A 23,130-nucleotide genomic window follows, 5' to 3' on the forward strand; every position below is an offset into this window, starting at 1 on the left:
TTATACGACTTGGCTGATACTTAAACGATGTGGCAAAGCGCCCTATCTGCGATAAATCGATTTTCCATTCGCGATAAAACGCTCTATCAGTAAAGCCCAGCCGGGTTGCGGTCATAGGAAATGAGCTGACATTTGATCTGCTGGTAATGATCGAGCATCTGCTTGTGGGTCTCGCGGCCAATGCCCGATTTCTTGTAGCCACCGAAGGCCGCGTGCGCGGGGTATTGGTGGTAGCAGTTGGTCCACACGCGCCCGGCCTGAATCGCACGCCCCATGCGATAGGCCCGGTTGATGTCGGTGGTCCAGACCCCCGCCCCGAGGCCGAACTCGGTGTCGTTGGCAATCTCGAGCGCCTCGGCTTCGTCCTTGAACGTAGTGATCGACAGCACCGGCCCGAAGATCTCCTCCTGGAATACCCGCATGCTGTTGTTGCCCTTGAGCATGGTCGGCTGGACGTAGAAGCCACCGGCAAGATCGCCCTCGAGCGTTGACTTGTCGCCGCCAACGATGAACTCGGCCTGCTCTTCCCGGCCGATCTTCATGTAGGACAGAATCCGCTCGAACTGCTCCCTGGACACCTGCGCGCCCATCTCGGTCTCGGTATCGAGCGGGTCGCCCTGCTTCAGGGTCTTGGCACGCTCGATCGCGCGATTCATCAGGTCGTCATAGATGTCTTCCTGGATCAGCGCGCGCGATGGGCAGGTGCAGACCTCGCCCTGGTTCAAAAACGTCATCATCAAGCCTTCAACGCACTTGTTGATGAAGTCTTCGCCATGATCCATCACATCGGAGAAGTAGACGTTAGGCGATTTACCGCCAAGCTCGAGGGTTACCGGAATGATGCGCTCGGCCGCCTTGCCCATGATCATGCTGCCAACCGGGGTCGAGCCGGTAAATGCAAGTTTTGAGATGCCCTCACTGGACGACAGCGCGTCGCCCGCCTCTTCCCCAAGGCCGTGCACCACGTTGAGCACGCCTTCCGGCAGCAGGTCCTCGATCAATTCGAGCATCACGCAGATCGAGGCCGGTGTCTGTTCGGCCGGCTTCAAAACAACGGTATTGCCCGCCGCCAGCGCCGGCGCGATTTTCCAGGCGGCCATCAGAAGCGGGAAATTCCACGGAATGATCTGGCCGACCACGCCGTAGGGCTCATGGAAGTGATACGCAACGGTATACTCATCGATCTCACTAATGCTGCCTTCCTGCGCGCGAATGCAGCCCGCGAAATAGCGGTAGTGGTCGATCATCAGCGGGATGTCGGCGGCCAGACACTCACGAATCGATTTGCCGTTGTCCCAGGTCTCCGCCACGGCAAGCAGCTCCAGGTTCTGCTCGAGCCGGTCGGCGATGCGCAGCAGAACGTTGGACCGTTCGGCCGGTGCGGTCTTGCTCCAACCGGGAAAGGCCTTTTTCGCCGCCTGTACGGCCTTTTCGATGTCATCGGCGTTTGAGCGCGGCACCTCACAGAACACCTTGCCGGTGACGGGGGTGACATTGTCCAGGTACTCACCGGACGAGGGCGCAACCCATTGTCCGCCAATGAAATTGTCATAACGGGACTTGAAGGTCACCAGCGCATCAGGGCTTCCGGGATGGGCATACTTCATGAGGGAACTCCTTGGCAAACGTTTCCGGCAGTCACACCGCCTCCAGAATTCACCTTAGGAAGAATCCCGCGCTTTGCCACTCCACCTTGGCCGAATGGACCGGCGGATAAAAAAAGAGCACGGCGCGTTTCCTGCGCCGTGCTCTTGTTGCATGCCCTTGTTGCGTGCCCATATGGCACGTGACGATGGGGCCGTACCTGATCAGCCTGTTCGCCGAAGCATCAAAAACCCGATGGCAAAACATAAAAGCGAAGGTAGAAGCACCGCCCAGATCGGCGAGAACCCAAAGAGCGTCGAGGCCGGTGCCAGTAGATCCTGCATGTACTTGAACACCAGCCCCGTGATGATGCCGTAAAACACCCGTGTGCCCGCCGCCACCGTTCGAAGCGGTCCAAACACGAATGACGCCGCCACCAGCACAAGCCCTGCCAGCACCACGGGCTGCAGCACTTTTTGCCAGAAATAGAGCCAGCTTGTGGTCGCGTTGAGCCCTTGGTCGTTCAGGTAGCGCCCATAGCGCCACAGATCCGCGATCGACTGGCTTTCCTTGTCATTGATGATCAGCCTCAAGAGCTCGGGCCGAAGATCGGTGTCCCATTCAGCGCTTGCCTCGGTACTGACTTCAGTGCGGTTATCCGTGAAGTGCGTCACGCGCAGGTTCTCAAGCCGCCAGGCGTCGCCGTCGTAGACGGCGCGGTCGGCGTGTGAGGCCAGCACCAGCTGATCGCCATCGAACTGGTAGCGGTTGACGTTGATCAGGGTGTTGTCCCCTCGGATCGAGCCGAAATTGTAGAAACTGTCGCCTTCACGCTGCCAGCCACCGTCCTCACTGACCACGTGGCCCGAGCCCTGCCTGAGCTGGTCACGCCAGCTCGAGGCGAACTGCTCGGTCTGGGGCGCCACCAGCTCGCCCATCGCCATGGTGATCAGAATCACCAGCCCAAGCGGCTTCATCACCCCCCAGATGATGCGCACCAGCGAGCGCCCGGCCGAGCGCATGATGGTCAACTCGTTGCTCGAGGCCATCGTGCCAAGCCCCAGAAGTGCCCCGAGCAGCACGCCCACCGGGGCGTACTCGTAAAACCGGTACGGCAGACGAATCAACAGATACAACAGCACCTCAAACGCGCCGTAATCGCCTCGAACGTCGCCCAGGTCATTGATGTAGGTGATGATGAAATCGAGCCCGAGAATCAGTAGCTGAACGACCAACATGGCGCTCAGGACATTCCGGGCAATATAGCGATCCAGACGATCAAACATGACGACGTCTCCTCGGCCGGCCGCGCGTGAACAGGAAAATTCCGATGACAAGATACAGCGCGTGGATCGGCCACATGCCGATCCAGGCTGGCAGTTGCCCCTTGGCCAGCGCGTTCTGGGCCGCGAGCAACAGACTCAGATAGCTCATGTGCAGGATGATCGCCGGAACCAGCTTGGCAAAGCGCCCGCTGCGGGGGTTGACCCGGGACAGCGGCAGGGCCATCAGAATCAGGATCGGCACCATCACCACCAGACTGACGCGCCACTGAAGCGCCGATATTGCCTTGTCCGAGCCATCGCGCCAGAGCGCAAGCGTCGACAGCATTTCCTCGTCATCGATGTCGCCGGTAACGGACGTACGCTCCTGGCGCACGGCGTAGGTATCGAACTGAAGCCGGTCGCCGACCGCCTGCCCAGGCGTCACGACGTAGCGCTCACCGTTTGAGAGCACCAGAAAGCGGCTGCCGGTATCGGGGTCGTTGGTCTGGTAGCCGCTGTCGGCGCGGGTGACGATCTGCTCCGGCGCCTGTCCATCGCGCTGCTGGGTTTCAGCAACGAACACGTGCTCGAGCCTTGAGCTGTTGCGAGTGACGCGCTCGGTATAGATGGTGCGATCCCCGATTTCCTGGAACCGCCCCGGCGTCAGGGCGCTGAAATCGGCCTGCTGCTGTTGGGCGGTGATCAGACGCTCGTTCTGGGCAAGGCCCATCGGCGTCAGCCACAGTGAGCACGCCGCCACCATCATCGCAACCAGTGCGCCAGGCCAGAGCGTGACTCTCAAAAGGCGCTTGCGACTGACGCCACAGGCGGTCAGCACGGTCATTTCACTGTTGAGGTAAAGCTGCCCATAGGCCAGGAGCACCCCGAGAAACAGCGCCAACGGCAGCACCAACTCCAGAAAGCTCGGCATGTGAAAGAGCATCAGCGAGCCCAGAAGCCGTGCCGGGATATCCCCATTGGCCGCATCGGTAAAATAGCGGATGAACCGGCTGCCCATGATGACCAGAAGCAGCACACCCGCCACGGCAGACATGGTCACCAGGATCTGCCGGATCAAATATCGGAAAACGATCAAACGTTGACTCCCTAGCCTTCAGGGCATGACCCTTGACGATGAGTCAGGTCAGCTCGGTGCATTTGTGCCCATGCAATAGCGATGGCCTTTGCGTACACTGACATGGACACTGTCTGGCGCCATGCGATCACATTCAGACGCATCATGGGCCTGCATTATCGCGAATCACCTTACCCTTGTCTTGTGGAGACCCCATGGAATTTCCCGTTCTCACCATCAACCCCGCCAAAACGGAAACGGATTGCATCGTCGTTCCGGTGCTGGCGGACGCGCCACTCCTGACGGCCACCGAGAAGCTCGATGACGCAAGCGAGCGGCTGATCAACCAGTTGATCGAGCGCGGCGATTTCGAGCCAAGCCTTGGCAAGACCCAGCTGCTTCCCTTTGCGCCCGGGCTGAGCACGGACCGTCTGCTGCTGGTGGGATGCGGCGCACCGGACAAGATGAACCAGGGGAACTATCGCAAGGCACTCGACGCCGCACTTACGCACCTGCTCACGCTCAAGGTCGACAACGCCGCCATCGCGTTTACCGACATCGACGTGCCGGACGTGGATACCGCCTGGAAGGCCCGCATGATCGCCGAGGCCGGCATCCGTGCCCTTTATCACTTCGACGACTACAAGACCACCAAGAAGACCGCGTATACGCTTGAAACGCTCAATATTCTACTCAGCGACACCAACGCCAAGAGCGACGCCGAAGCAGGCGTTGCCCGAGGTCAGGCCGTGGGCAGCGGCATCAATCTGACCCGCCAGCTTGCCAACCTGCCGGCCAACGTCTGCACGCCGCGCTACCTGGCCGAACAGGCCGAAGCGCTTGGCCGCGACTCGGCGCTCGAGGTCACCATCTTCGATGAGCATCAGCTCGAGGAACTCGGTGCCGGCGCGCTTCTCGCCGTTGGCAAGGGCAGCGCCGAGCCGCCGCGCATGATCGTAATGGAATACAAGGGCGCGGCCGACAACGAAGCGCCCTACGTCCTTGTGGGCAAGGGCATCACCTTCGATTCCGGCGGTATCTCGATCAAGCCTGGCGCCGACATGGACGAGATGAAATTCGACATGGGCGGCGCGGCGAGCGTGTTCGGTACCATGAAGACGCTGCTTGAAACCCGACCGGCCATCAACGTCGTTGCCATCGTTGCAGCCGCCGAGAACATGCCCGATGGCCGTGCGCTCAAGCCCGGCGACATCATCAAGACCCTGAAGGGCCTGACCGTCGAAATTCTCAACACCGACGCCGAAGGCCGTCTGGTCATGTGTGACGCCCTGGCCTACGCCGAGCGCTACAACCCGGCAACCGTCATCGACATCGCAACGCTTACCGGCGCCTGCATCGTGGCGCTTGGCGACCACGCCGCCGGGCTTTTGTCCAACGACGACGACGTCGCGCTCGATCTGCTCGACGCCGGCGAACAGGCCTGGGACCGCGCCTGGCATCTGCCGCTGTGGGACGAGTACCAGAGCCAGCTCGATTCCAACTACGCAGACCTTGCCAACATCGGCGGCAAGAAGGCCGGCACCATTACCGCGGCGTGCTACCTGTCCCGGTTTGCAGAGAACTACCCGTGGGCACACCTGGACATTGCAGGCGTCGCCTGGGATGGCAAGAAAGGCGCCACCGGCCGGCCTGTTGGCCTTTTGAGCCAGTACCTGTTCAACCGCGCCGACGAAATCGTCCAGATCAGCAACGATTGATCCAGGCCCGACCGGCCCCGTGCGCCCGCCCTTTCCGGGCGTGGCGCGCTTATGTCATGCTTAACGGCACAGCCTCACGGCTGGCCTTACCCTTACGTTTATCGCGATGCGTCTAGATGGAGAATGCCCAGTGAGCACCGACGGCTTTTACGTTCGCCCGACCACGACCCCAACCGCCGACTCTCTTCGTGACGGCATTCTGGCCAACCCCGGTTTTGGCACGTACTTTACCGATCACATGGCACATGTCCGCTGGACCAAGGCCACCGGCTGGGAGCGCGGCGAAGTCACTCCCTACGGGCCGCTGTCGCTTGACCCGGCGGCGTCCGTGCTTCATTACGCCCAGGAAATCTTTGAAGGCATCAAGGCCTACCGCCACGCCGACGGCAGCGTCTGGAGCTTCCGTCCTGAAAAGAACGCCGAGCGCTTTCGTCGCTCCGCGCGCCGTCTTGCACTGCCCGAGCTCGATGACGAAACCTTCCTTGGCTCGGTAAAAGCCCTGGTCGGACAGGACAAGGCCTGGGTCCCCACGCCCAAGGACGACTCCGAGGAGTGCAGCCTCTACATTCGCCCGTTCATGATCGCAAGCGAGAAGTTTCTTGGCGTCAAACCGGCCAAGCTGGTGGACTACTACGTCATCGCCTCGCCGGCCGGGTCGTATTTCAAGGGCGACCTCAAGGCCGTCTCCATCTGGCTGTCCCAGCACTACAACCGGGCCGGGCCAGGCGGCACCGGCGCGGCCAAGTGCGGCGGCAACTACGCTTCCTCGCTGGTTGCCCAGCAGGAAGCCGAAGCCAACGGCTGCGCCCAGGTCGCGTTTCTGGACGCGGTCGAGCACAAGTGGATCGAAGAACTCGGCGGCATGAACCTGTTCTTTGTTTACAAGGATGGCCGCATCGTCACCCCCGAGCTGACCGGCACCATTTTGGAAGGCGTGACCCGCGACAGCATTCTTCAGCTTGCAAAAGACGAAGGTCTAACACCTGAAGAGCGCCGCATCAGCATCGATGAGTGGCGCGACGGCGTTAAAAGCGGTGAGATCGCTGAAGTTTTTGCCTGCGGCACCGCCGCCGTCATTACCCCGATTGCAGAGCTGGTCACGCCGGAAGAGCGCATCAAGGGCGGTGAAGAGACACGCATCGCCTCGACCCTTCGCAAGAAACTGCTCGACATTCAATATGGCCGGGCCGAAGACACTCACGGCTGGCTGGTCAAGCTGGCCTGAATAAAGACGAGGGCATCATGAATAACGTCATGTTGATCACCGGGGGCAGTCGCGGCATCGGTGCGGCCACCGCACAGCTTGCCTTTGAGGCCGGCTACGCCGTCGCGCTGAGTTACCGAAGCGACCGCGACGCCGCTTCCGCGGTGGTCGAGGCCATCGAAGCCAAGGGCGGCGAGGCCATCGCCGTGCAGGCCGATATGGCCTCGGAAGCCAACATCGTACGGCTGTTCGAGGCGGTCGATGAGCGCTTCGGGCGGCTGGACGTGCTGGTCAACAACGCAGGCATTGTCGATCAGGTATCACGCGTCGAGGCCATGAGCGCCGAGCGCATCGAGCGAATGATGCGCATCAACGTGACCGGGCCGTTTCTCTGTGCCCGCGAGGCGATCAAACGCATGTCGACCCGACACGGCGGAAACGGCGGCTCGATCATCAATGTGTCCTCGGCAGCCGCGCATCGAGGGGGCAGCGGTGAGTACGTCGATTACGCCGCGTCCAAGGGCGCCATCGACACCTTCACCGAAGGGCTTGCCAAGGAGCTTGCCGGCGATGGCATCCGGGTCAACGCGGTTCGCCCCGGCGTGATCGACACCGAGATCCACGCAAGCGGCGGCAACCCGGACAAGCCGGAAACATCCTCGGCCAACATCCCGCTCGGGCGCGCCGGCAACGCGCGTGAAATCGCCAGCGGCATTTTATGGCTTGCAAGCGAGGGCGCCTCATTCACCACCGGTGCGAAGCTCGACATCGACGGCGGCGTCTGAGGCACCCATGACCCAGATCGACTTCTACATTCTGCCGCAGACCACTCTCGAGGCGCGCTTCGACTTCGCCTGTCGTCTTGCCGAAACCATCTTCTCGAAGGGGTATCGGCTGCACGTGCATTGTGAAGATGAAGCCATGGCGCGGCAGATGGACGAACGGCTCTGGACCTTCAAGCCAGAAAGCTACATCCCTCACACGCTGGTGACCGAGCCGCTTACGCCCAAGACGCCGGTCACCATCGGCTGGGACCACGAGCCGGAACCCGGGGTCGAGGCGCTTTTGAACCTGCACCCGGAGATCCCGAGCTGGTTTTCCCACCTCGAGCGCGTGGCCGAGATCATCAACCAGCACCAGGAGGTGCTGGTGGCCAAGCGCGCGTGCTGGTCGACCTACAAGGAGCGGGGCTACCCGGTCAAGGCCCATCAGCTCAAGGGCTAGATCAAAAGCCAGGCCCCGCGTGGGCAGGCTCATGACGCCTGCCCCCTTCAAGCGCTATACTCTCGCCTCGTTTCAGGCCCCACGCCTCGCGGCACGCCCACGACCCATACAGTTTACCGAGTCAGTACATGGACAAGACCTACCAACCCGAATCGATCGAACGCCGCTGGTACGACCGCTGGGAAGCGGATCAGCGATTCTCTCCCGCCGGCCACGGTGCGCCGTACTCCATCATGATTCCGCCGCCCAACGTGACCGGCAGCCTCCACATGGGTCATGCGTTTCAGGACACCCTGATGGACACCCTGATTCGATTCAAGCGGATGCAGGGCAACAACACCCTGTGGCAGGTAGGCACCGACCACGCTGGCATCGCCACCCAGATGCTGGTGGAGCGCAAGCTTCAACACGAAACCGGTCAGAGCCGACACGATCTGGGCCGCGAGGCGTTCACTGACAAGATCTGGGAGTGGAAGCAGGAATCCGGTGGCCACATCACGCGCCAGCTTCGCCGCATGGGCGCAAGCGTCGACTGGACCCGCGAACGCTTCACCATGGACGATGGCTTCTACAAGGCAGTGCAGGAAGTCTTCATCCGGCTTTACAACGACGACCTGATCTACCGTGGCAAACGCCTGGTCAACTGGGACCCCACCCTTCATACCGCGATTTCCGACCTGGAAGTCGAGAACAAGGAGCAGCAGGGCCAGTTCTGGCACTTCCGCTACCCGCTCGCCGACGGCGTGACCACTGCAGACGGCGCCGACCACCTGGTGGTGGCCACCACGCGCCCGGAAACCCTGCTGGGGGATACCTGTGTGGCGGTCAACCCCGCCGATGAGCGCTACGCATCGCTTGTGGGTGCATTCATTGAGCTGCCGCTGGTTGGCCGCCGCATTCCGGTGGTCGCCGATGAGCACGCCGAAATGGACAAGGGCTCGGGCTGTGTCAAGATCACGCCCGCTCATGACTTCAACGACTACGCCGTCGGCAAGCGTCATGACATGCCGCTGATCAACGTGTTCAGCAAGGACGCCGCCATCCTTTCGCAGGCCGAGGTCTTTTCGATGAGCGGTGCGCCCCGCACCGACATCGACACCACGCTGCCAAAGGCCTACCAGGGTCTTGGCCGGTTCGACGCTCGTGAAAAGCTGGTCGCGGACATGGACGCCCAGGGTCTTCTGGTCAAGGTCGAGACCATTACCAATACCCTGCCCTACGGCGACCGCTCGCGCGATGTCATCGAGCCGCTTCTGACCGACCAATGGTTCGTGGCCGTCGAGGAACTCGCCAAGCCCGCCATCGCGGCGGTCGAGAACGGCGATATCCAGTTCGTGCCGAAAAGCTACGAGAACATGTATTTCGCCTGGATGCGGGACCTGCAGGACTGGTGCATCTCGCGTCAGCTCTGGTGGGGCCACCGCATTCCGGCCTGGTACGACGAGGCCGGCGCCATCTATGTGGGCCGAAGTGAGGCCGACGTTCGTGAGCAGCACGGGCTTGGCGATGACGTCACCCTCACTCAGGACGACGACGTCCTCGACACCTGGTTCAGCTCCGGGCTCTGGACCTTCGGCACCCTTGGCTGGCCTGAGAAAACACCGGAGCTCGAGACGTTCCACCCCACCAGCACGCTGGTCACCGGCTTTGACATCATCTTTTTCTGGGTTGCCCGGATGATCATGATGACGCTTAAATTCACCGATCAGGTGCCCTTCAAGACCGTCTACGTCCATGGCCTCGTACGCGACAGCCAAGGCCAGAAGATGTCGAAGTCCAAGGGCAACGTCCTCGACCCGATCGACCTGATCGATGGCATTGAGCTCGACACCCTGCTCGACAAGCGCACCGGCAACATGATGCAGCCGCAAAAGGCCAAGGCCATCGCCAAGGCGACCAAGGCCGAGTTTCCCGACGGCATCGAGCCCCACGGCACCGACGCGCTTCGCTATACCTTCCTGTCACTGGCCTCCACCGGACGCGACATCAAGTTCGACATGGGCCGGCTCGATGGCTACCGCAACTTCTGCAACAAGCTGTGGAACGCCGCGCGCTACGTGCTGATGAACACCGAAGGCGAGGATACCGGCCTCAAAGGCGGCGAGGTCGTGCTGTCACTGGCCGACCGCTGGATCATCTCACGGCTTCAGCAGGTCGAGACCCAGGTCACCAAGGCCCTGGACGAGTATCGCTTCGACCACGCCTCTCAGGCGCTTTACGACTTCATCTGGAACGAGTACTGCGACTGGTATCTGGAGCTTTCCAAACCGGTACTTTGGGACGAGGACGCTTCACTTTCTGCCAAGCGCGGCACGCGCAGAACACTTGTACGGGTGCTTGAAACCGTACTGCGCCTTGCCCACCCGATGATGCCGTTCATCACCGAGGAAATCTGGCAGCGAATCGCACCGCTTGCCGGCGCCGAAGGCGACTCGATCATGGTTCAGCCGTGGCCCGAGGCCGATGACAATCGCCTCGACGCCGAGGCGACGCAAAGCATCGAGTGGCTCAAGGGCGTGATCATCGCGGTGCGTAATATTCGCGCCGAGAAGAACATCGCACCGGGCAAGGCACTGGACGTGCTGCTGACCAAGGGCACCGCCTCGGATCAGGCGCAGCTCGAGGCCAATCGGCGGTTTTTGACCAAGCTTGCCAAGCTGAATTCGGCCCAGTGGCTCGATACCCCCGAAGACGCACCGCTGTCGGCAACGCAGTTGGTCGGGCAGATGGAAGTGCTGGTGCCGATGGCCGATCTGATCGACAAGGAAAAGGAACTTGCCCGCCTCGATAAGGACATCCAGAAGCAACAGGGCCTTATTACCGGCACCGAGAAAAAGCTCGGCAACGAGGGTTTCCTGGCCAAGGCGCCCGCATCCGTGGTCGAAAAGGAACAGGCCAAGCTTTCGGAGTTCAAGGACACCCTTGCGGCCCTTGAGGCCCAGCGCGACAAGATTTCAGCGCTGTAATCAACTCGTTAGCGTATCCCTTCAAGCGGCTGCTTCATCAGGCAGCCGTTTTTTATGCGCGCCATATGCACTACTTCAATAAAAACGACACTATTAATCTTAATAAATAATTAAGAAACGCTGTTCTGTTTCACGCCGTTACTCTACAATAGCGCGCTAACCATTTTTAAGCCCGGCTGCGCTCATGAACCTGACCCGCATTCTCTGCCTCAATGCCCTGGGGGTATTGCTCATCTCGACCTGGTGGATTCCACAGTTCACCTTCTGGTCAACCGTCGATGACAGCGTGTTCTGGTTTTTCAATCAGTTCATCACGATGGATAACCCGCATTGGAACGCAACGCTTGCCGCGCTCAACAACCGCAAGTTCGACCTGTTTGTCATTGCAGGCATGCTGACGATCATGAGCTGGGCGTGTGTACGAGATACCAGGGGCGGCTGGCGGCGCTGGCTCGGGATCGGTCTAACCATGGTGATCACGGCCGGGCTCATGAACGAAGTCGTTCGCCATCTGCCCTTTCATCACCCAAGCCCTACGCGATTTTTCGATGACGCAAGCCTGGTGTCGAACTTCGTGCACTTCACCACCAAGGACAGCGCCGGCAACAGCTTCCCGGGCGATCACGGCGTGATGGCCATGATCTTTGCAGGCTTCATGCTGACCTTCGGCGACCGCCTCACGCGCGGGGCAAGCATCCTGCTGGTCGCGATTGCCATTGCCCCCAGGGTCATGGTCGGGGCGCATTGGGTCAGCGACATCATGGTCGGCTCGCTGTCACTGGCGCTGTTGCTGCTGCCCTGGGTGCTGTGTACACCCGTGGCACGGGCGCTAACCACCTGGATCAGCCGACGACTGGGCCGACTGTTTCCCACGTCCACCAAGGGAGATCCCTCATGAAACCGATGCACATTCTATTGCTCAATCTGATCGGTGCGGCCCTGTTTCTCAGCTGGTGGGCGCCGCATCTGACCCTCTGGCCGTGGCTCGACGACAGCGTCTTCTGGTTCTTCAACCAGTTCATCACGCCTGAGCACAACGATTGGACCACGGTGCTGGCCATCCTCAACGCTCGCGCCTTTGACATGGTGGCACTTGGCATCATGGGGCTTTTGTTCGTTTTGGCGCTGCGACACGACACAGCGCCCAACCGCCTGGTGAAGTGGGCAAGTATCGGGGTGGTGATGCTGTTGACCGGCGGGGTATTGGCACTTTTCACCAACGATGGCATCAGCTACAAGCACGCAAGCCCGACGCTCTTTTTCGAGCAGGCACGCCTTCTGACCGATGTGGTGTCGATTCCGACCAAGGACAGCGCACACAACAGCTTCCCGGGCGACCACGGTCTGATGCTGATGGTTTTCGCTGCGTTCATGCTGAAGTTCGCAACGCCCCGGATCGGGGCCTTGAGTGCTGCACTGGTGGTGGTGTTGAGCGCCCCACGCATCATGGTCGGCGCGCACTGGTTCAGTGACGTCTATATGGGCTCGCTGTCGATCGCCCTGATCGCCCTGCCCTGGTGGCTCGGCACGCCGCTGGCCTCTCGACTGATCGAGCGCATCAGCCGCCTGCTCGCCCGGTTTCGGCCCTACGGCTAGACGCTAAAGCAGCCCGCGGCTCATTCGGCATCGAGTGCCATGATGTCGCTTTCGCTCTCGGCGCCGACGACTCGATTGCGCCCACGCCGCTTGGCTTCGTAAAGACGGGCGTCGGCCTGTTCGATAATGGCGCCCAGCCCCGCCGTAACCTGACGCGAACACGCCGTGCCGATGCTTGCCGTGACCTGGACGCTGACTCCCGGCTTGATGCGACACGGCGTCTTCTCAAGGCGTTGTCGAAGCCGCTCGGCAATGAAATCGGCCCCATGCCCGTCGAGGTCCTGCAAAAGCACCAGAAACTCCTCCCCACCGACCCGGCCAATCGCATCGCCTTCACGAACGCTTTGGGTCATTAGCCGCGCCAGGTGACGCAGTACATCGTCCCCACAGGCATGGCCGTAGGTGTCGTTGATCGACTTGAAATGATCCACATCGACCAGGAGCACCGCATAGGGCAGGCCCGAGCGCTGACACCGCTCCCCTTCGGCCATGACGCCACGGCGGTTGAGTACGTTGGTCAGTGAATCCCGGTTGGCACTGCGCTGATACATTCGCTCGAATCGAAGCGTGACCGCACTCAACCTGTAGAGCATGGCCGCCACTACGACACCACTGTTCAAAAGATTCAAAAGCCACAGGAATTGACGCTGATCGAAGCCAAGCGGTGCGATGGGTAACCAGTGCGTCAGCATGATGAACGTCCCGACCACAACCATCAAAAACCCACATGAGCACACGCTTTTGATAAAGAGCGGGAACTCGCTCATGAACAGCAACAGAATCGAGAGCAGCACCGCCACCATGAAGCCACTTTCGAGCCCGAAATGGAGCGTGGCAGCGGTCACATGACCTAAAAGCGCAGCAGGCAGCATCAGACACGCCACATCGACGTGACCACGCCGAAGACTCAGAAACGACAGTACGCTAACCAGCAGGCTTGCGCCGCCGCTGGCCGCCACCACCGGCTGCCCCAGCCAGGTATACACGGGAAGGAAAAACACGAGGTGGTCGACAATCAGAATCAGATGAAGCCATACGAAGACTTCGTAACTTCTGTTTTCTCGGGCGCTCAACGTACCGGGCGCGCGCATCAGCCACTGTTTGAACCCACCAGCGGCGCTTGAATCGTTCATGAGATCGACCTGATCCGATCATGGCATGCGCCATGACGCTTGAATTGAAAAGCCAATGGTCGTTATCGACCAACAAGTGCGATAAGTGCAGGACATCGAGCACGCGCCTTGTTGAAACAAATTTTAATTAGATAAAACAGATTAACGCATTCTGAATACGCTGCCCAGTTGGGCGCCTGGAGAAGAGGTCGGGCAGGAAGCGGCGCGCCCGCCTGGAGCGCGCCACAGAAGCGAGTATTACCAGGAGCCGGTGTTTTCCATCGTATCCCAGGGCGCGCTCTGTGACAGCGCATCGCCCTTCTGAAGCAGCTCGATGGAAATGCCATCCGGGGATTTGACGAATGCCATGTGGCCATCGCGCGGCGGACGATTGATCGTGACGCCGTTATCCATCAGCGTCTGACAGGTCTGGTAGATGTCCTCGACCCGAAACGCCAGATGCCCGAAGTTGCGTGCGCCCTCGGTCAACGTTTCCGGGTCCCAGTTGTAGGTCAGTTCAAGTTCGGGCGCAGTTTCGGCGTTGGAGCGCGCCTCGTCTTCATCGGCGGCCAGAAAAATCAGGGTAAACCGCCCCTTTTCGCTTTCCTTGCGGCGCACTTCCTTCATGCCCAGCAGTGTGCAATAGAACTTGAGCGATTCATCGATGTCGGTGATGCGAACCATCGTATGCAGGTATTTCATGACAGTCTCTTCCTGATTATCGTCGGGTCATACAAACCGCCACTGGCTAGGCCAGCAGCGAACTGGCATCTTAAATGACGCTAAGCCGCCACGTTCAATGGAGTAAGACTATCGTCATGAAGGTGCTGAATTTCAAGAACGACGCTCTCGGGAAACTGCTCTTGCGCACCGCGCTTGGCTTTACGGTTCTGCTTCACGGCGTGGCCAAGGTAGGCGATGAAGCAACCCTTGCCCATATCGGTGACCGGCTAACACTTTGGCACCTGCCGGACTGGCTCTGCTACGCCGTGTTCATCGGTGAACTTGTGGCGCCGGTTCTGATTCTACTGGGCGCCTACGTTCGAATGGCCGCGCTCCTTATTGCCATCGATCTTGTCGCGGCGATCGCCCTTTTTCAGTTAAGCCATGTGTTCGAACTCGGTTCAGGCGGTGGTTGGCGCCTCGAGCGAGAAGCGATGTGGCTTTTCGGTGCCCTGGCGCTGGTCTGCCTCGGCGGCGGGCGGTACGGCCTGCGTCCGGATTAAGGTCAAAACGCGCTGTATCAAGGCACCCCTTAAGTGCAAGCGCACGTGTTTCTGTGTAAGATAAGGCCTCAAATAATAGTGAATATCAATAAGATTCGCATTGGCAAGAAGCCATCTGCCCAGACGGGACAAGGAACACCACCCCCATGTCATTATCACTCTATGCGCAGGCATCGACCCGACACCCCCTATTGCTGACCGCTCTGCTCGGCACCCTTTCATCACCGGCGCTGGCAGAGGGCGTCTCGCCACCAGACCCTTCACCCTCCAGAACCTCCAGCACAGCATCAACCGATGCAAAGACGCTGACCGTAAGCTCGGAGCGGCTGTACGACGCCCTCGGCCCGACCGAGGGCTACAGTGTCACCACCAGCCTCGGTGCGACCAAGACCGATACCGCATTGAACGAGACGCCGCACTCGGTCTCGGTGGTTACCCGCCAGCAGATCGAGGATCAGGGCGCCGCCTCGGTGCAACAGGCGCTACGTTACACGCCGGGCGTCTTTGCAGGCGGCCGTGGCGCTGGCGCAAGCCGATATGATTTCATTACCCTGCGCGGGTTCGGCGGCACGAGCACTCTTGATACGACCTATCTCGATGGCTTGAAGCTTCTGGGCGATGCAGGCGCCTACAACACGCCGCAGATCGACCCGTATTTCCTTGAGCGGGTCGATGTCTTCAAGGGGCCGAGCTCCGTGCTCTACGGTCAGAACCAGCCCGGCGGATTGGTGGCCCTGACCAGCAAGCGCCCGCGCTTCACGCCCTACCGCGAGCTGCAGGCCACCGTCGGAACCAACGGCCAACGCGCGGCCCGGCTTGATGTCAGTGGCCCGCTTGATGACGCGCAAACCCTTGCCTTCCGGCTGGTCGGTCAGGCAGACACCTCAGACACCATGTACCACCACAGCGCGCAGGAGCGCTATACGCTCGCGCCCTCGGTGACCCTTGCCCCGAGCGAGGACACCACGCTGACGCTCATGGCCTACCTGCAACATGACCCCGAGAGCGGGTTCTACGGCTTCGTGCCGGCTGAAGGCACCCTTCACGCGCGCAACGGCCAGACCATCAGCCGCCACTTCTTCGATGGCGAGCCGGGCACCAACCGGTTCGACCGCTATCAGCGCATGGTGGGCTATCACCTCGAGCACCGCATCAACGACGCCCTCACCGCGCGCCAGAACGTTCGCTATCTCTCGATGGACATCGACTACGACCAGGTCTATGCCCGCACCTTTGAAGGCCAGAGCGACCGGCTCCAGCGCGGCGCGGCGCGTTCCAACGAATCCTTGAGCGCCTACGCCCTCGACAATCAGTTGCAGCTCGACGTCGATACCGGCCCGGTCAAGCACACCCTGCTGGCCGGACTCGATTATCAGCACCGCCAGAACACCGGCACCTGGCAGTTCGGCACCGCCAGCGCGCTCGATGCCTTCGCCCCCCGCTACGGCACCCCCGACATCGAGTACGGTGCGCCGACCCGGTGGCGCCACAAGGTCGAGCAGACCGGCATCTATCTGCAGGATCAACTGGCGCTTGGCGGGTGGCGCCTAAGCCTCGGCGGGCGTCAGGACTGGGCTCGGGCCACCAACGATGCGCGAGACACAGGCTCCAGCTCACGCGACAATCAGAGCCAGTTCAGCGGCCGCGCGGGGCTTCTCTACGCCTTCGAAAACGGCCTCTCGCCCTACCTGAGCTATTCGGAATCCTTCAACCCCAATACCCGCGCAGACGCCAGTGGCGAGGTGCTGGGGCCCACCGAAGGTCAACAGTACGAAGCCGGCATCAAGTACCAACCCCCGGGCACAAAGGACCACTACACCGCCTCGCTCTATCGCCTGACCCAGACCAACGTCGCGGAAGCCGCCGACGTGCCCGCCGGCACCCCCACTTACTACGAGGCGGTCGGCAAGGTCCGCACTCACGGCGTGGAGCTTTCGGCCACCACCCGGCTTACCGAGCAGTTCTCACTCCTGGCGGCCTACACCTACACCGACATGGAATACGTCAAGACCAACGACGACACCGAAGGCAATACGCCCTATGAAGTGCCGCGGCACATGGCCTCGCTCTGGGGGCGGTATGACCTGGATGACGGCCTGTTGAACGGCGTCAGTATTGGGGCCGGAGCGCGTTACATCGGCAGCAGCTGGGCGGACAGCGACAACACCACTCGCGTGGGCGCCCACACGCTGATCGACGCCATGCTTGCCTATGACCTTGGCAAACTCTCGCCCGAGCTTTCTGGACTCAACGCACGCGTCAATGCAACCAACCTGCTCGATGAGACCTACGTGTCGTCCTGCACCAGCCTTCGCAACTGCTACTACGGCCAGGAACGAAGCATCACCGCGACCGTCAGCTACCAGTTCTAGTTCTAGCCCTGTCGCTGCGCGGCGGTGTCACGATACGCCGCGCAGCGACGTGGGGTGCGTGGCTGGAGAAAGGGGGCGTGGCTGGAGAACGCTGGACGTCTAGAGCGTTACGCTGTCCAGGGTCAGTCCGACCTGCTCGAGGCGCTGCTTCAAAAGCCCGGGAAAGCGTTTATACCAGGTCTGGTTGAGAGGCGATGGATGCGGCAGCGGGTAAAGCGTGAGGGTTCGCGAGGCCCCTTCCTCGTTGCTCAGGGTGATCTCGCACTGGCGCTCGAAACGGTCGTCCTGGCGCCAGAACGCCTCAAGCTTTGCGCGTACCTCCTTTGATTGATCGATGCCGAACCAGAAAAACGCCTCTCGCCCCAGGGTAATTAGGGCGCTGCCGTCCCAATGGTCGATCAGAAGCGTGCGCACCAGCGGATGAAACCGGCGCTTGACCGCCATCGACCACGCCTTGTTGCCAACGGGCTTGTACGGCACCGTATTGGCCCAGAACACATGCTCGCCCACGGATTTAGAGGCCTCGAAATCCGGCATGGCCGCTTGATGGAGGTGCTCATACAGCGCGCGACGCACCAGCTGCCCGCCGGCACCGATAAACGGCTCGCCGTATTTGACCTCATCACGCCCGGGGTCACGCCCGAAGACGCCGACACGCAGGTTCTGCTGCCCAAGCCCAATGATCGGCGTCAGCGGGTCCTTGTCGTAGCGGTCATAGACCGCCTCATCGATGCCGTCGGTCTCGGCCGCCGCCTGGCGGAAGCGGCGGATCAATTCTTTTGAAAGCGTCATGAGTCACAGGCCATCAAGTCGTTGAAAATAATGAGTCTAGCCCAACACGAGCCTGCTAGGCTGTCACCATTACCGATTTGATCATGAAGGCCACAGCATGGATTCGATGACGCAAGCGGCGCTTGGCGCCACCCTTGGAGGCGCCGTACTCAGTCGGCCACTGGGCAGAAAGGCCATTATCGGTGGCGCGGTTCTTGGAACGCTTCCGGACCTGGACGTTCTGATCGACCACGGCAGCGCCATTGCCGATTTCACCTACCACCGGGGCTTCAGCCACTCGCTGTTCGTATTGGCCATTCTTGCAACAAGCCTGGCCTGGCTTCTGCGTCGGCTCGGACCCGAAAGCATCACGTTCTCCCGCTGGTGGTGGTTCTGCGCGCTGCCCCTGCTGACCCACCCGATGCTTGACGCCTTTACCACCTACGGCACGCAGCTACTCTGGCCGCTGCAATCGCCGCCGGTCGCCTGGAATACCATTTTCATTATCGACCCGCTCTACACCCTGCCTCTGCTGGTCGCGGTGATCATCGGACTCTGGCGCCCCCCCGCTCGGCGGGCAATCGCGACCGGCCTGATCCTCTCGAGCGCGTATCTGGGGTGGACGATCGTTGCCAAGCAGATCGTCGCGGCCCGGATTAGCCCGATCATGGTCGAACACCATTGGCAGGATGACGCGCAGTCGATCCAGCCCATGCCGCTCACCTCGCTGCTGTGGCGCGTGGTTGTCCGCGATGGGGATACCCGTCGAGAGGCCTATGTCAGCCTGCTCGATGCTCAGCCGCCCCGCTTTGATACCTTCGACACTGGAACCTGGCCCGAGCCCATGTGGCCCGAACTCGAACGGCTTGCCTGGTTCACCGGCGGCCAGCTCTCGTTCAATACCCGCATGGACAACACACTCGTCGCCACCGATGACCGCATGGGCGTGCCGGGGCATCACCCCTTCCGGTTCGGGGTAGCGAGGCAAACAGAGGACGGCGTGACACCGATCCCCTCCTATACGCTCGACAGCGCCAGTTACAACGGGGCCTTCATTGCTCGCGTGCTGCGCCGCATTACCGACCCGAGCGCACTATGTCCGGCAGACGATGCCCCCGAAGAGACCGTACGCGCTCGACACTGCCGCCCTTGAGGGCGACAGACGCGCACTAATGAGTGACAATCATAATCAATACTTTAAACCATGAAACAGGCTCATGTTTATGCTGGAGCTTCGCCATCTGCGCACCCTCGTCGCGCTTCGAAACGCAGGCTCTCTGGTCGAGGCCGCCGAGCGCGTTCATTTGACCCAGTCAGCGCTGTCCCACCAGATCAAGGATCTGGAAGACCGTCTGGGAAGTCCGCTCTTTCTTCGAAAAACCAAGCCGGTCAAGTTCACCCCGGCCGGCCAGCGGCTGTTGACGCTGGCCGATCAGGTCATGCCCCAGGTGCGCATGGCCGAGCGCGACATCGCCAAGATGGCAGGCGGTGAAGAGCGCGGTCGCCTGCACATGGCCATCGAGTGTCACAGCTGCTTTCAGTGGTTGATGCCCACCATCGATCAGTTTCGAGACCACTGGCCGGACATCGAAGTCGATATCCCGAGCGGAAATGTCTTCGACCCTCTGCCAGCGCTTGCCAAGGGCGAGCTCGATCTTGTGATCACGGCCGACCCCCAACCCCTGCCCGATGTGCACTACGAACCACTCTTTCGCTACGAAGGCCAGCTTGCCGTGGCCAAGCAGCACCCGCTGGCCCGGCGCTCGCACATCGTGCCAGCCGACTTGAGCGATCAGACCCTGATCATCTACCCGGTCGAACACGCCCGCCTCGACGTCTTCACCAAGTTTCTGGTGCCGGCCGAAGTACAGCCAAGGGAAATTCGCACTGCGGAGCTCACCATCATGATGATGCAGCTGGTTGCGAGTGAACGAGGCGTCTGTGCGCTGCCGAACTGGGCGCTGACGGAGTATCTGGAACGGGATTACATTCGTGCCCGGCCGCTTGGAGAAACCGGTCTCTGGAGCACGCTCTATGCGGCGGTGCGGGGGGAGCTGATGGAACACCCGTGGATGCACGATTTTCTGTGCACCGCACGGGACACCTCGTTTTCGGTGCTTTCCGGGATTCGCCCGGCCTAACGCTCGCCGTTCGAGCGCGTGAGGCGCAGGTAGTTCGACTCCGTCTCCGAATAGCACGGAATCTCGATGGTGAAACGCGCCCCACTCATGCTGGGTGCGTCACTGACGGTCACATCGCCCTGGTGCCAGAACACGATCTTGGAAACGATCGCAAGCCCCAGCCCATAGCCGCCGGAGCGCCGCGCACGACTGTCATCAAGGCGTGCAAACGGCTTGAAGATGCGCTTGCGATCGCGCTCGGGTACGCCCGGGCCGTCGTCGTCGATGTGGAAGGCAACCTTGTCGTTTTGCTGCTCGATACTGACTTCCACCCGGCCGCGGGCATGGGCGCAGGCATTGCCAACCAGGTTCTGCACCGCGCGCTGAAGGTAGCGCTCATCGGCGGCAACCAGCGGCGCCTCCTTGCAGTTGTTGATCAGCTCGAGCTCGGGATGGAGCGGGCGCAGGGTTTCGATGACATTCGCCACCACCATTTCACTGTCGACCTCGGTGATGGTCAACGGCACGCGGCCATCGCCGGCGCTGTCGAGGCGAGCATAAGTCAGAATCTCATCGATCAGATTATCCAGCGCCTCGATGTCGGCATCGATCTCGGCAATCTGCCGCTTGATCGAGGGCGACTCGCTCATGTCATCGACCATCTGGATCGCGAAGCGAATCCGCGCCACCGGCGTTCGAAACTCGTGCGACACCGCCCGCATCAAATCCTGCTGAGCCGAAAGTACCACCTGCACCTGAGAGGCCATGGCGTTGAACGCATGACCAAGCTGGCCGAGGTAGTCGTTGGTGTTGACGTTGACCCGCGTATCAAGGTGCCCGGCAGCCAGACGCGAGGCGGCTTTCTCAAGCCGCTTCACTCTCGACTCGACCCGCCCGACGATCAAATACAGCGCCCCGGCCAGCACCAGCAGCATCGTGATCATCAGGATCGCGATCGTGGTGGTGGGAATGGGTTCGAACGGATGCAGCGGCCCGGCGGTGATCCACCGGCCGTCGGAAAGCTGGGCGTAGAAGCTGATGAAGGGGCGCTCGGGGGCGATGCTTATAACGACGTTACCGGCGTTGAGCTGCTCGCTTTGCGCGTCGTTGAGCCCGACCGGCGTTCCGCTGCCCATGCCCATGGGCAAGGCGCTTGCATCGCGAAGCCGCTTGAAACGGGCCTCACGCTGGTCGACCGGCACCGACTCGAGCCAGCTGCGCAAAAGCGACATCAGTCGCTGGGGCTGCTGTTCGCTCAGGCCATTGAAATGCGCCACCAGTACCTGATCGGTGTCCTTGAGCGAGCGATACAGCCGCCAGCCGGACTCCCCCTCGACGCGAGCCGCCAACACATGCTGCTTTTCGAGCCGGCGCCTGTCCCAGTAATCGAGCATCAGGGTTTCGGAATCCGACAGCGCAAGCCCAATGCCAAGCGTCTGTTCGTGATCACGAAGCCACTGGTCGCGCGCGTCATCGGGCTGATTTTGCACCATGAACCCTAAAAGGGACATGGGCGCACTCGCCAGATCCTCCCGGTAGTTCTGGGCCCGCATGTCATTGACCAGCGACACCCCGATCAACCCGAGCACGAAAATGATCAGCAGGGCTGCGAAGATCGCAAGATACACATGCAGGAAAACGCCGCCCCGAGAGGACTGCCTCATACGTTAGAAGTCCTTGACGAAAAGATAGCCTTTGCTGCGCACCGTCTTGATTCGTTGCGGGTGGTGAGGGTCATCACCAATCTTGGGTCGAATCCGCGATACGCGCACGTCGATCGAGCGATCCTGCCCATCGTACTTGATACCGCGAAGCGCCGAGAAGATTTCTTCACGCGTCAGTACCCGGCCGGCGTTTGACGCCAACAGCCACAACAGATCGAATTCGGCGCTGGTAAGGTCAATGCGCTCGTTATCGAGCCACGCCTCTCGAGTACCGGAATCGATCACCAGATCCCGGAATTCGATGCGGGCATCGGACGAGCTCGGCTCCGGCGCATCGGAACGGCGCAGCAGTGCACGCATACGGGCAAGCAGTACGCGCGGCGGTACAGGCTTTGGCACATAGTCATCGGCGCCCATTTCCAGGCCAAGCACCTGGTCCATGTCGTCGGTACGAGCCGTCAGCATGAGGATCGGCCCTGCGTACTGATCGCGCACTCGGCGACAGATCGACAGGCCATCTTCGTTGGGCAGCATCAAATCCAGAATGACCAGATCGGGACGCAGGGCGAGAATCCGCTCGACGCCGTTCGCCCCATCATGCTCGACGCTTACTTTGAAGCCATTGCCTTCAAGGTATTCGCAAGTCAGCTGAGCCAGACGTTCGTCATCCTCAATGATCAGAATGTGATCCTGGGCGGTGTTGGTGGTATCCAAGGCGCAGTCCGTCCAATGGTTAGCAAAATGAAAAAACCGATAACCGACCGTAAGGGTCATGCTCATATGGTCAGTACATGTGTACTGAGTTTACCCCATGGTCATTATGTTGCCGGTCATCGTATCTGATTACCGTCCCCTAACGTCAGGCACACGTTATCAAATACCCGATCAATAAACCATTGAGTTGCATTCGCGTCTTGATTGCTTCGGTCAAACGCGCGTTTTATTTAGTTCGAAAATAGCTTGTTGCTATCAAAATTCATTTCAAGCAATCGCAAAATCAATAAAAAGCCGCCGCCCGGCATCACACCCGGCTCCGGCCGCATCAACACGTCAATTGCCCACATCTTACCCACAGCTTCACCCCAAGCGATGTATTGCCTGAAGGCCAAAACAACACTATCTTGTGCTCACTTTGATCCAAGATCCCTACATATAGATTTTGGAGCAGCTTTCGCGTTTTTCGTCAAGCCCCGTTTCGCTAGAAAAAACGGCGACATCACGTCGCAATTCCCA

The 23,130-nt window shown here is 60.7% G+C and carries 19 protein-coding genes; 11 read left to right on the forward strand and 8 right to left on the reverse strand.

The window, feature by feature from the left end:
• Positions 1–86: 86 nt before the first annotated feature.
• The 3 genes from exaC to lptF form a co-directional block, all read right to left on the reverse strand.
• Entirely contained in the window at positions 87–1,607 is a 1,521-nt protein-coding gene (exaC, locus tag NAT49_RS06310) for an acetaldehyde dehydrogenase ExaC (protein WP_251592224.1), read from the reverse strand.
• A gap of 201 nt (positions 1,608–1,808) precedes the next feature.
• On the reverse strand, positions 1,809–2,870 hold the full coding sequence (gene lptG, locus NAT49_RS06315) for an LPS export ABC transporter permease LptG (RefSeq protein WP_251592226.1): 1,062 nt from the start codon (positions 2,868–2,870) through the stop codon (positions 1,809–1,811).
• Positions 2,863–3,945, reverse strand: a complete 1,083-nt coding sequence (lptF, locus tag NAT49_RS06320) for an LPS export ABC transporter permease LptF (RefSeq protein WP_251592228.1) — start codon at positions 3,943–3,945, stop codon at positions 2,863–2,865. The genes lptG and lptF overlap by 8 nt, the downstream gene beginning before the upstream one ends.
• Positions 3,946–4,139: 194 nt before the next feature.
• Between lptF and NAT49_RS06325 the strand changes: the two genes are divergently transcribed.
• The 7 genes from NAT49_RS06325 to NAT49_RS06355 all read left to right on the forward strand — a co-directional run bounded on the left by NAT49_RS06325 (position 4,140) and on the right by NAT49_RS06355 (position 12,632).
• Positions 4,140–5,642: a leucyl aminopeptidase gene (locus tag NAT49_RS06325; protein ID WP_251592230.1), complete on the forward strand. Its 1,503-nt coding sequence runs from the start codon at positions 4,140–4,142 to the stop codon at positions 5,640–5,642.
• 106 nt (positions 5,643–5,748) lie between these two features.
• Positions 5,749–6,867: a branched-chain amino acid aminotransferase gene (locus NAT49_RS06330; protein ID WP_251592232.1), complete on the forward strand. Its 1,119-nt coding sequence runs from the start codon at positions 5,749–5,751 to the stop codon at positions 6,865–6,867.
• Positions 6,868–6,884: 17 nt separating this feature from the next.
• On the forward strand, positions 6,885–7,631 hold the full coding sequence (locus NAT49_RS06335) for a glucose 1-dehydrogenase (RefSeq protein ID WP_251592234.1): 747 nt from the start codon (positions 6,885–6,887) through the stop codon (positions 7,629–7,631).
• 7 nt (positions 7,632–7,638) lie between these two features.
• Complete coding sequence (locus NAT49_RS06340) at positions 7,639–8,070, forward strand: DNA polymerase III subunit chi (protein ID WP_251592237.1); 432 nt, start codon at positions 7,639–7,641, stop codon at positions 8,068–8,070.
• Positions 8,071–8,198: 128 nt separating this feature from the next.
• Positions 8,199–11,036 carry a valine--tRNA ligase gene (locus NAT49_RS06345; RefSeq protein WP_251592246.1) on the forward strand — a complete coding sequence of 946 codons (2,838 nt, stop codon included), beginning with the start codon at positions 8,199–8,201 and terminating at the stop codon, positions 11,034–11,036.
• Between the two features lie 184 nt (positions 11,037–11,220).
• Positions 11,221–11,934: a phosphatase PAP2 family protein gene (locus tag NAT49_RS06350; protein WP_251592254.1), complete on the forward strand. Its 714-nt coding sequence runs from the start codon at positions 11,221–11,223 to the stop codon at positions 11,932–11,934.
• Positions 11,931–12,632 carry a phosphatase PAP2 family protein gene (locus tag NAT49_RS06355; protein ID WP_251592263.1) on the forward strand — a complete coding sequence of 234 codons (702 nt, stop codon included), beginning with the start codon at positions 11,931–11,933 and terminating at the stop codon, positions 12,630–12,632. Before NAT49_RS06350 ends, NAT49_RS06355 begins: the two co-directional genes overlap by 4 nt.
• 20 nt (positions 12,633–12,652) lie before the next feature.
• Here the strand turns inward: NAT49_RS06355 and NAT49_RS06360 are convergent, their stop codons facing one another.
• Positions 12,653–13,765 carry a GGDEF domain-containing protein gene (locus NAT49_RS06360; RefSeq protein WP_251592265.1) on the reverse strand — a complete coding sequence of 371 codons (1,113 nt, stop codon included), beginning with the start codon at positions 13,763–13,765 and terminating at the stop codon, positions 12,653–12,655.
• 237 nt (positions 13,766–14,002) lie between these two features.
• Positions 14,003–14,446, reverse strand: coding sequence for a lactoylglutathione lyase (gloA, locus tag NAT49_RS06365; RefSeq protein ID WP_251592267.1), 444 nt, complete (start codon positions 14,444–14,446; stop codon positions 14,003–14,005).
• A 116-nt stretch (positions 14,447–14,562) separates the two neighbouring features.
• On the opposite strand from gloA, the gene NAT49_RS06370 reads away from it, so the two are divergent.
• Both NAT49_RS06370 and NAT49_RS06375 read left to right on the forward strand, forming a co-directional pair.
• Positions 14,563–14,970, forward strand: a complete 408-nt coding sequence (locus NAT49_RS06370) for a DoxX family protein (RefSeq protein ID WP_251592269.1) — start codon at positions 14,563–14,565, stop codon at positions 14,968–14,970.
• A 146-nt stretch (positions 14,971–15,116) separates the two neighbouring features.
• Positions 15,117–17,342, forward strand: a complete 2,226-nt coding sequence (locus tag NAT49_RS06375; RefSeq protein ID WP_251592271.1) for a TonB-dependent siderophore receptor — start codon at positions 15,117–15,119, stop codon at positions 17,340–17,342.
• 99 nt (positions 17,343–17,441) lie between these two features.
• Here the strand turns inward: NAT49_RS06375 and NAT49_RS06380 are convergent, their stop codons facing one another.
• Positions 17,442–18,134, reverse strand: a complete 693-nt coding sequence (locus NAT49_RS06380; protein ID WP_251592273.1) for a uracil-DNA glycosylase family protein — start codon at positions 18,132–18,134, stop codon at positions 17,442–17,444.
• Between the two features lie 97 nt (positions 18,135–18,231).
• On the opposite strand from NAT49_RS06380, the gene NAT49_RS06385 reads away from it, so the two are divergent.
• Entirely contained in the window at positions 18,232–19,266 is a 1,035-nt protein-coding gene (locus NAT49_RS06385) for a metal-dependent hydrolase (RefSeq protein WP_251592276.1), read from the forward strand.
• 70 nt (positions 19,267–19,336) lie between these two features.
• Positions 19,337–20,254 carry a LysR family transcriptional regulator gene (locus NAT49_RS06390; RefSeq protein WP_251593539.1) on the forward strand — a complete coding sequence of 306 codons (918 nt, stop codon included), beginning with the start codon at positions 19,337–19,339 and terminating at the stop codon, positions 20,252–20,254.
• On the opposite strand, the gene NAT49_RS06395 is transcribed toward NAT49_RS06390, so the two are convergent.
• Positions 20,251–21,897 (reverse strand): ATP-binding protein, encoded by a 1,647-nt coding sequence (locus tag NAT49_RS06395; RefSeq protein ID WP_251592278.1) that lies wholly within the window; start codon positions 21,895–21,897, stop codon positions 20,251–20,253. The two genes, NAT49_RS06390 and NAT49_RS06395, sit on opposite strands and share 4 nt — an antisense overlap.
• 3 nt (positions 21,898–21,900) lie before the next feature.
• Positions 21,901–22,611: a winged helix-turn-helix domain-containing protein gene (locus tag NAT49_RS06400; RefSeq protein ID WP_251592288.1), complete on the reverse strand. Its 711-nt coding sequence runs from the start codon at positions 22,609–22,611 to the stop codon at positions 21,901–21,903.
• Positions 22,612–23,130: the final 519 nt, after the last annotated feature.

The organism is Larsenimonas suaedae, assembly GCF_023712105.1.
Lineage (GTDB): Bacteria > Pseudomonadota > Gammaproteobacteria > Pseudomonadales > Halomonadaceae > Larsenimonas > Larsenimonas suaedae.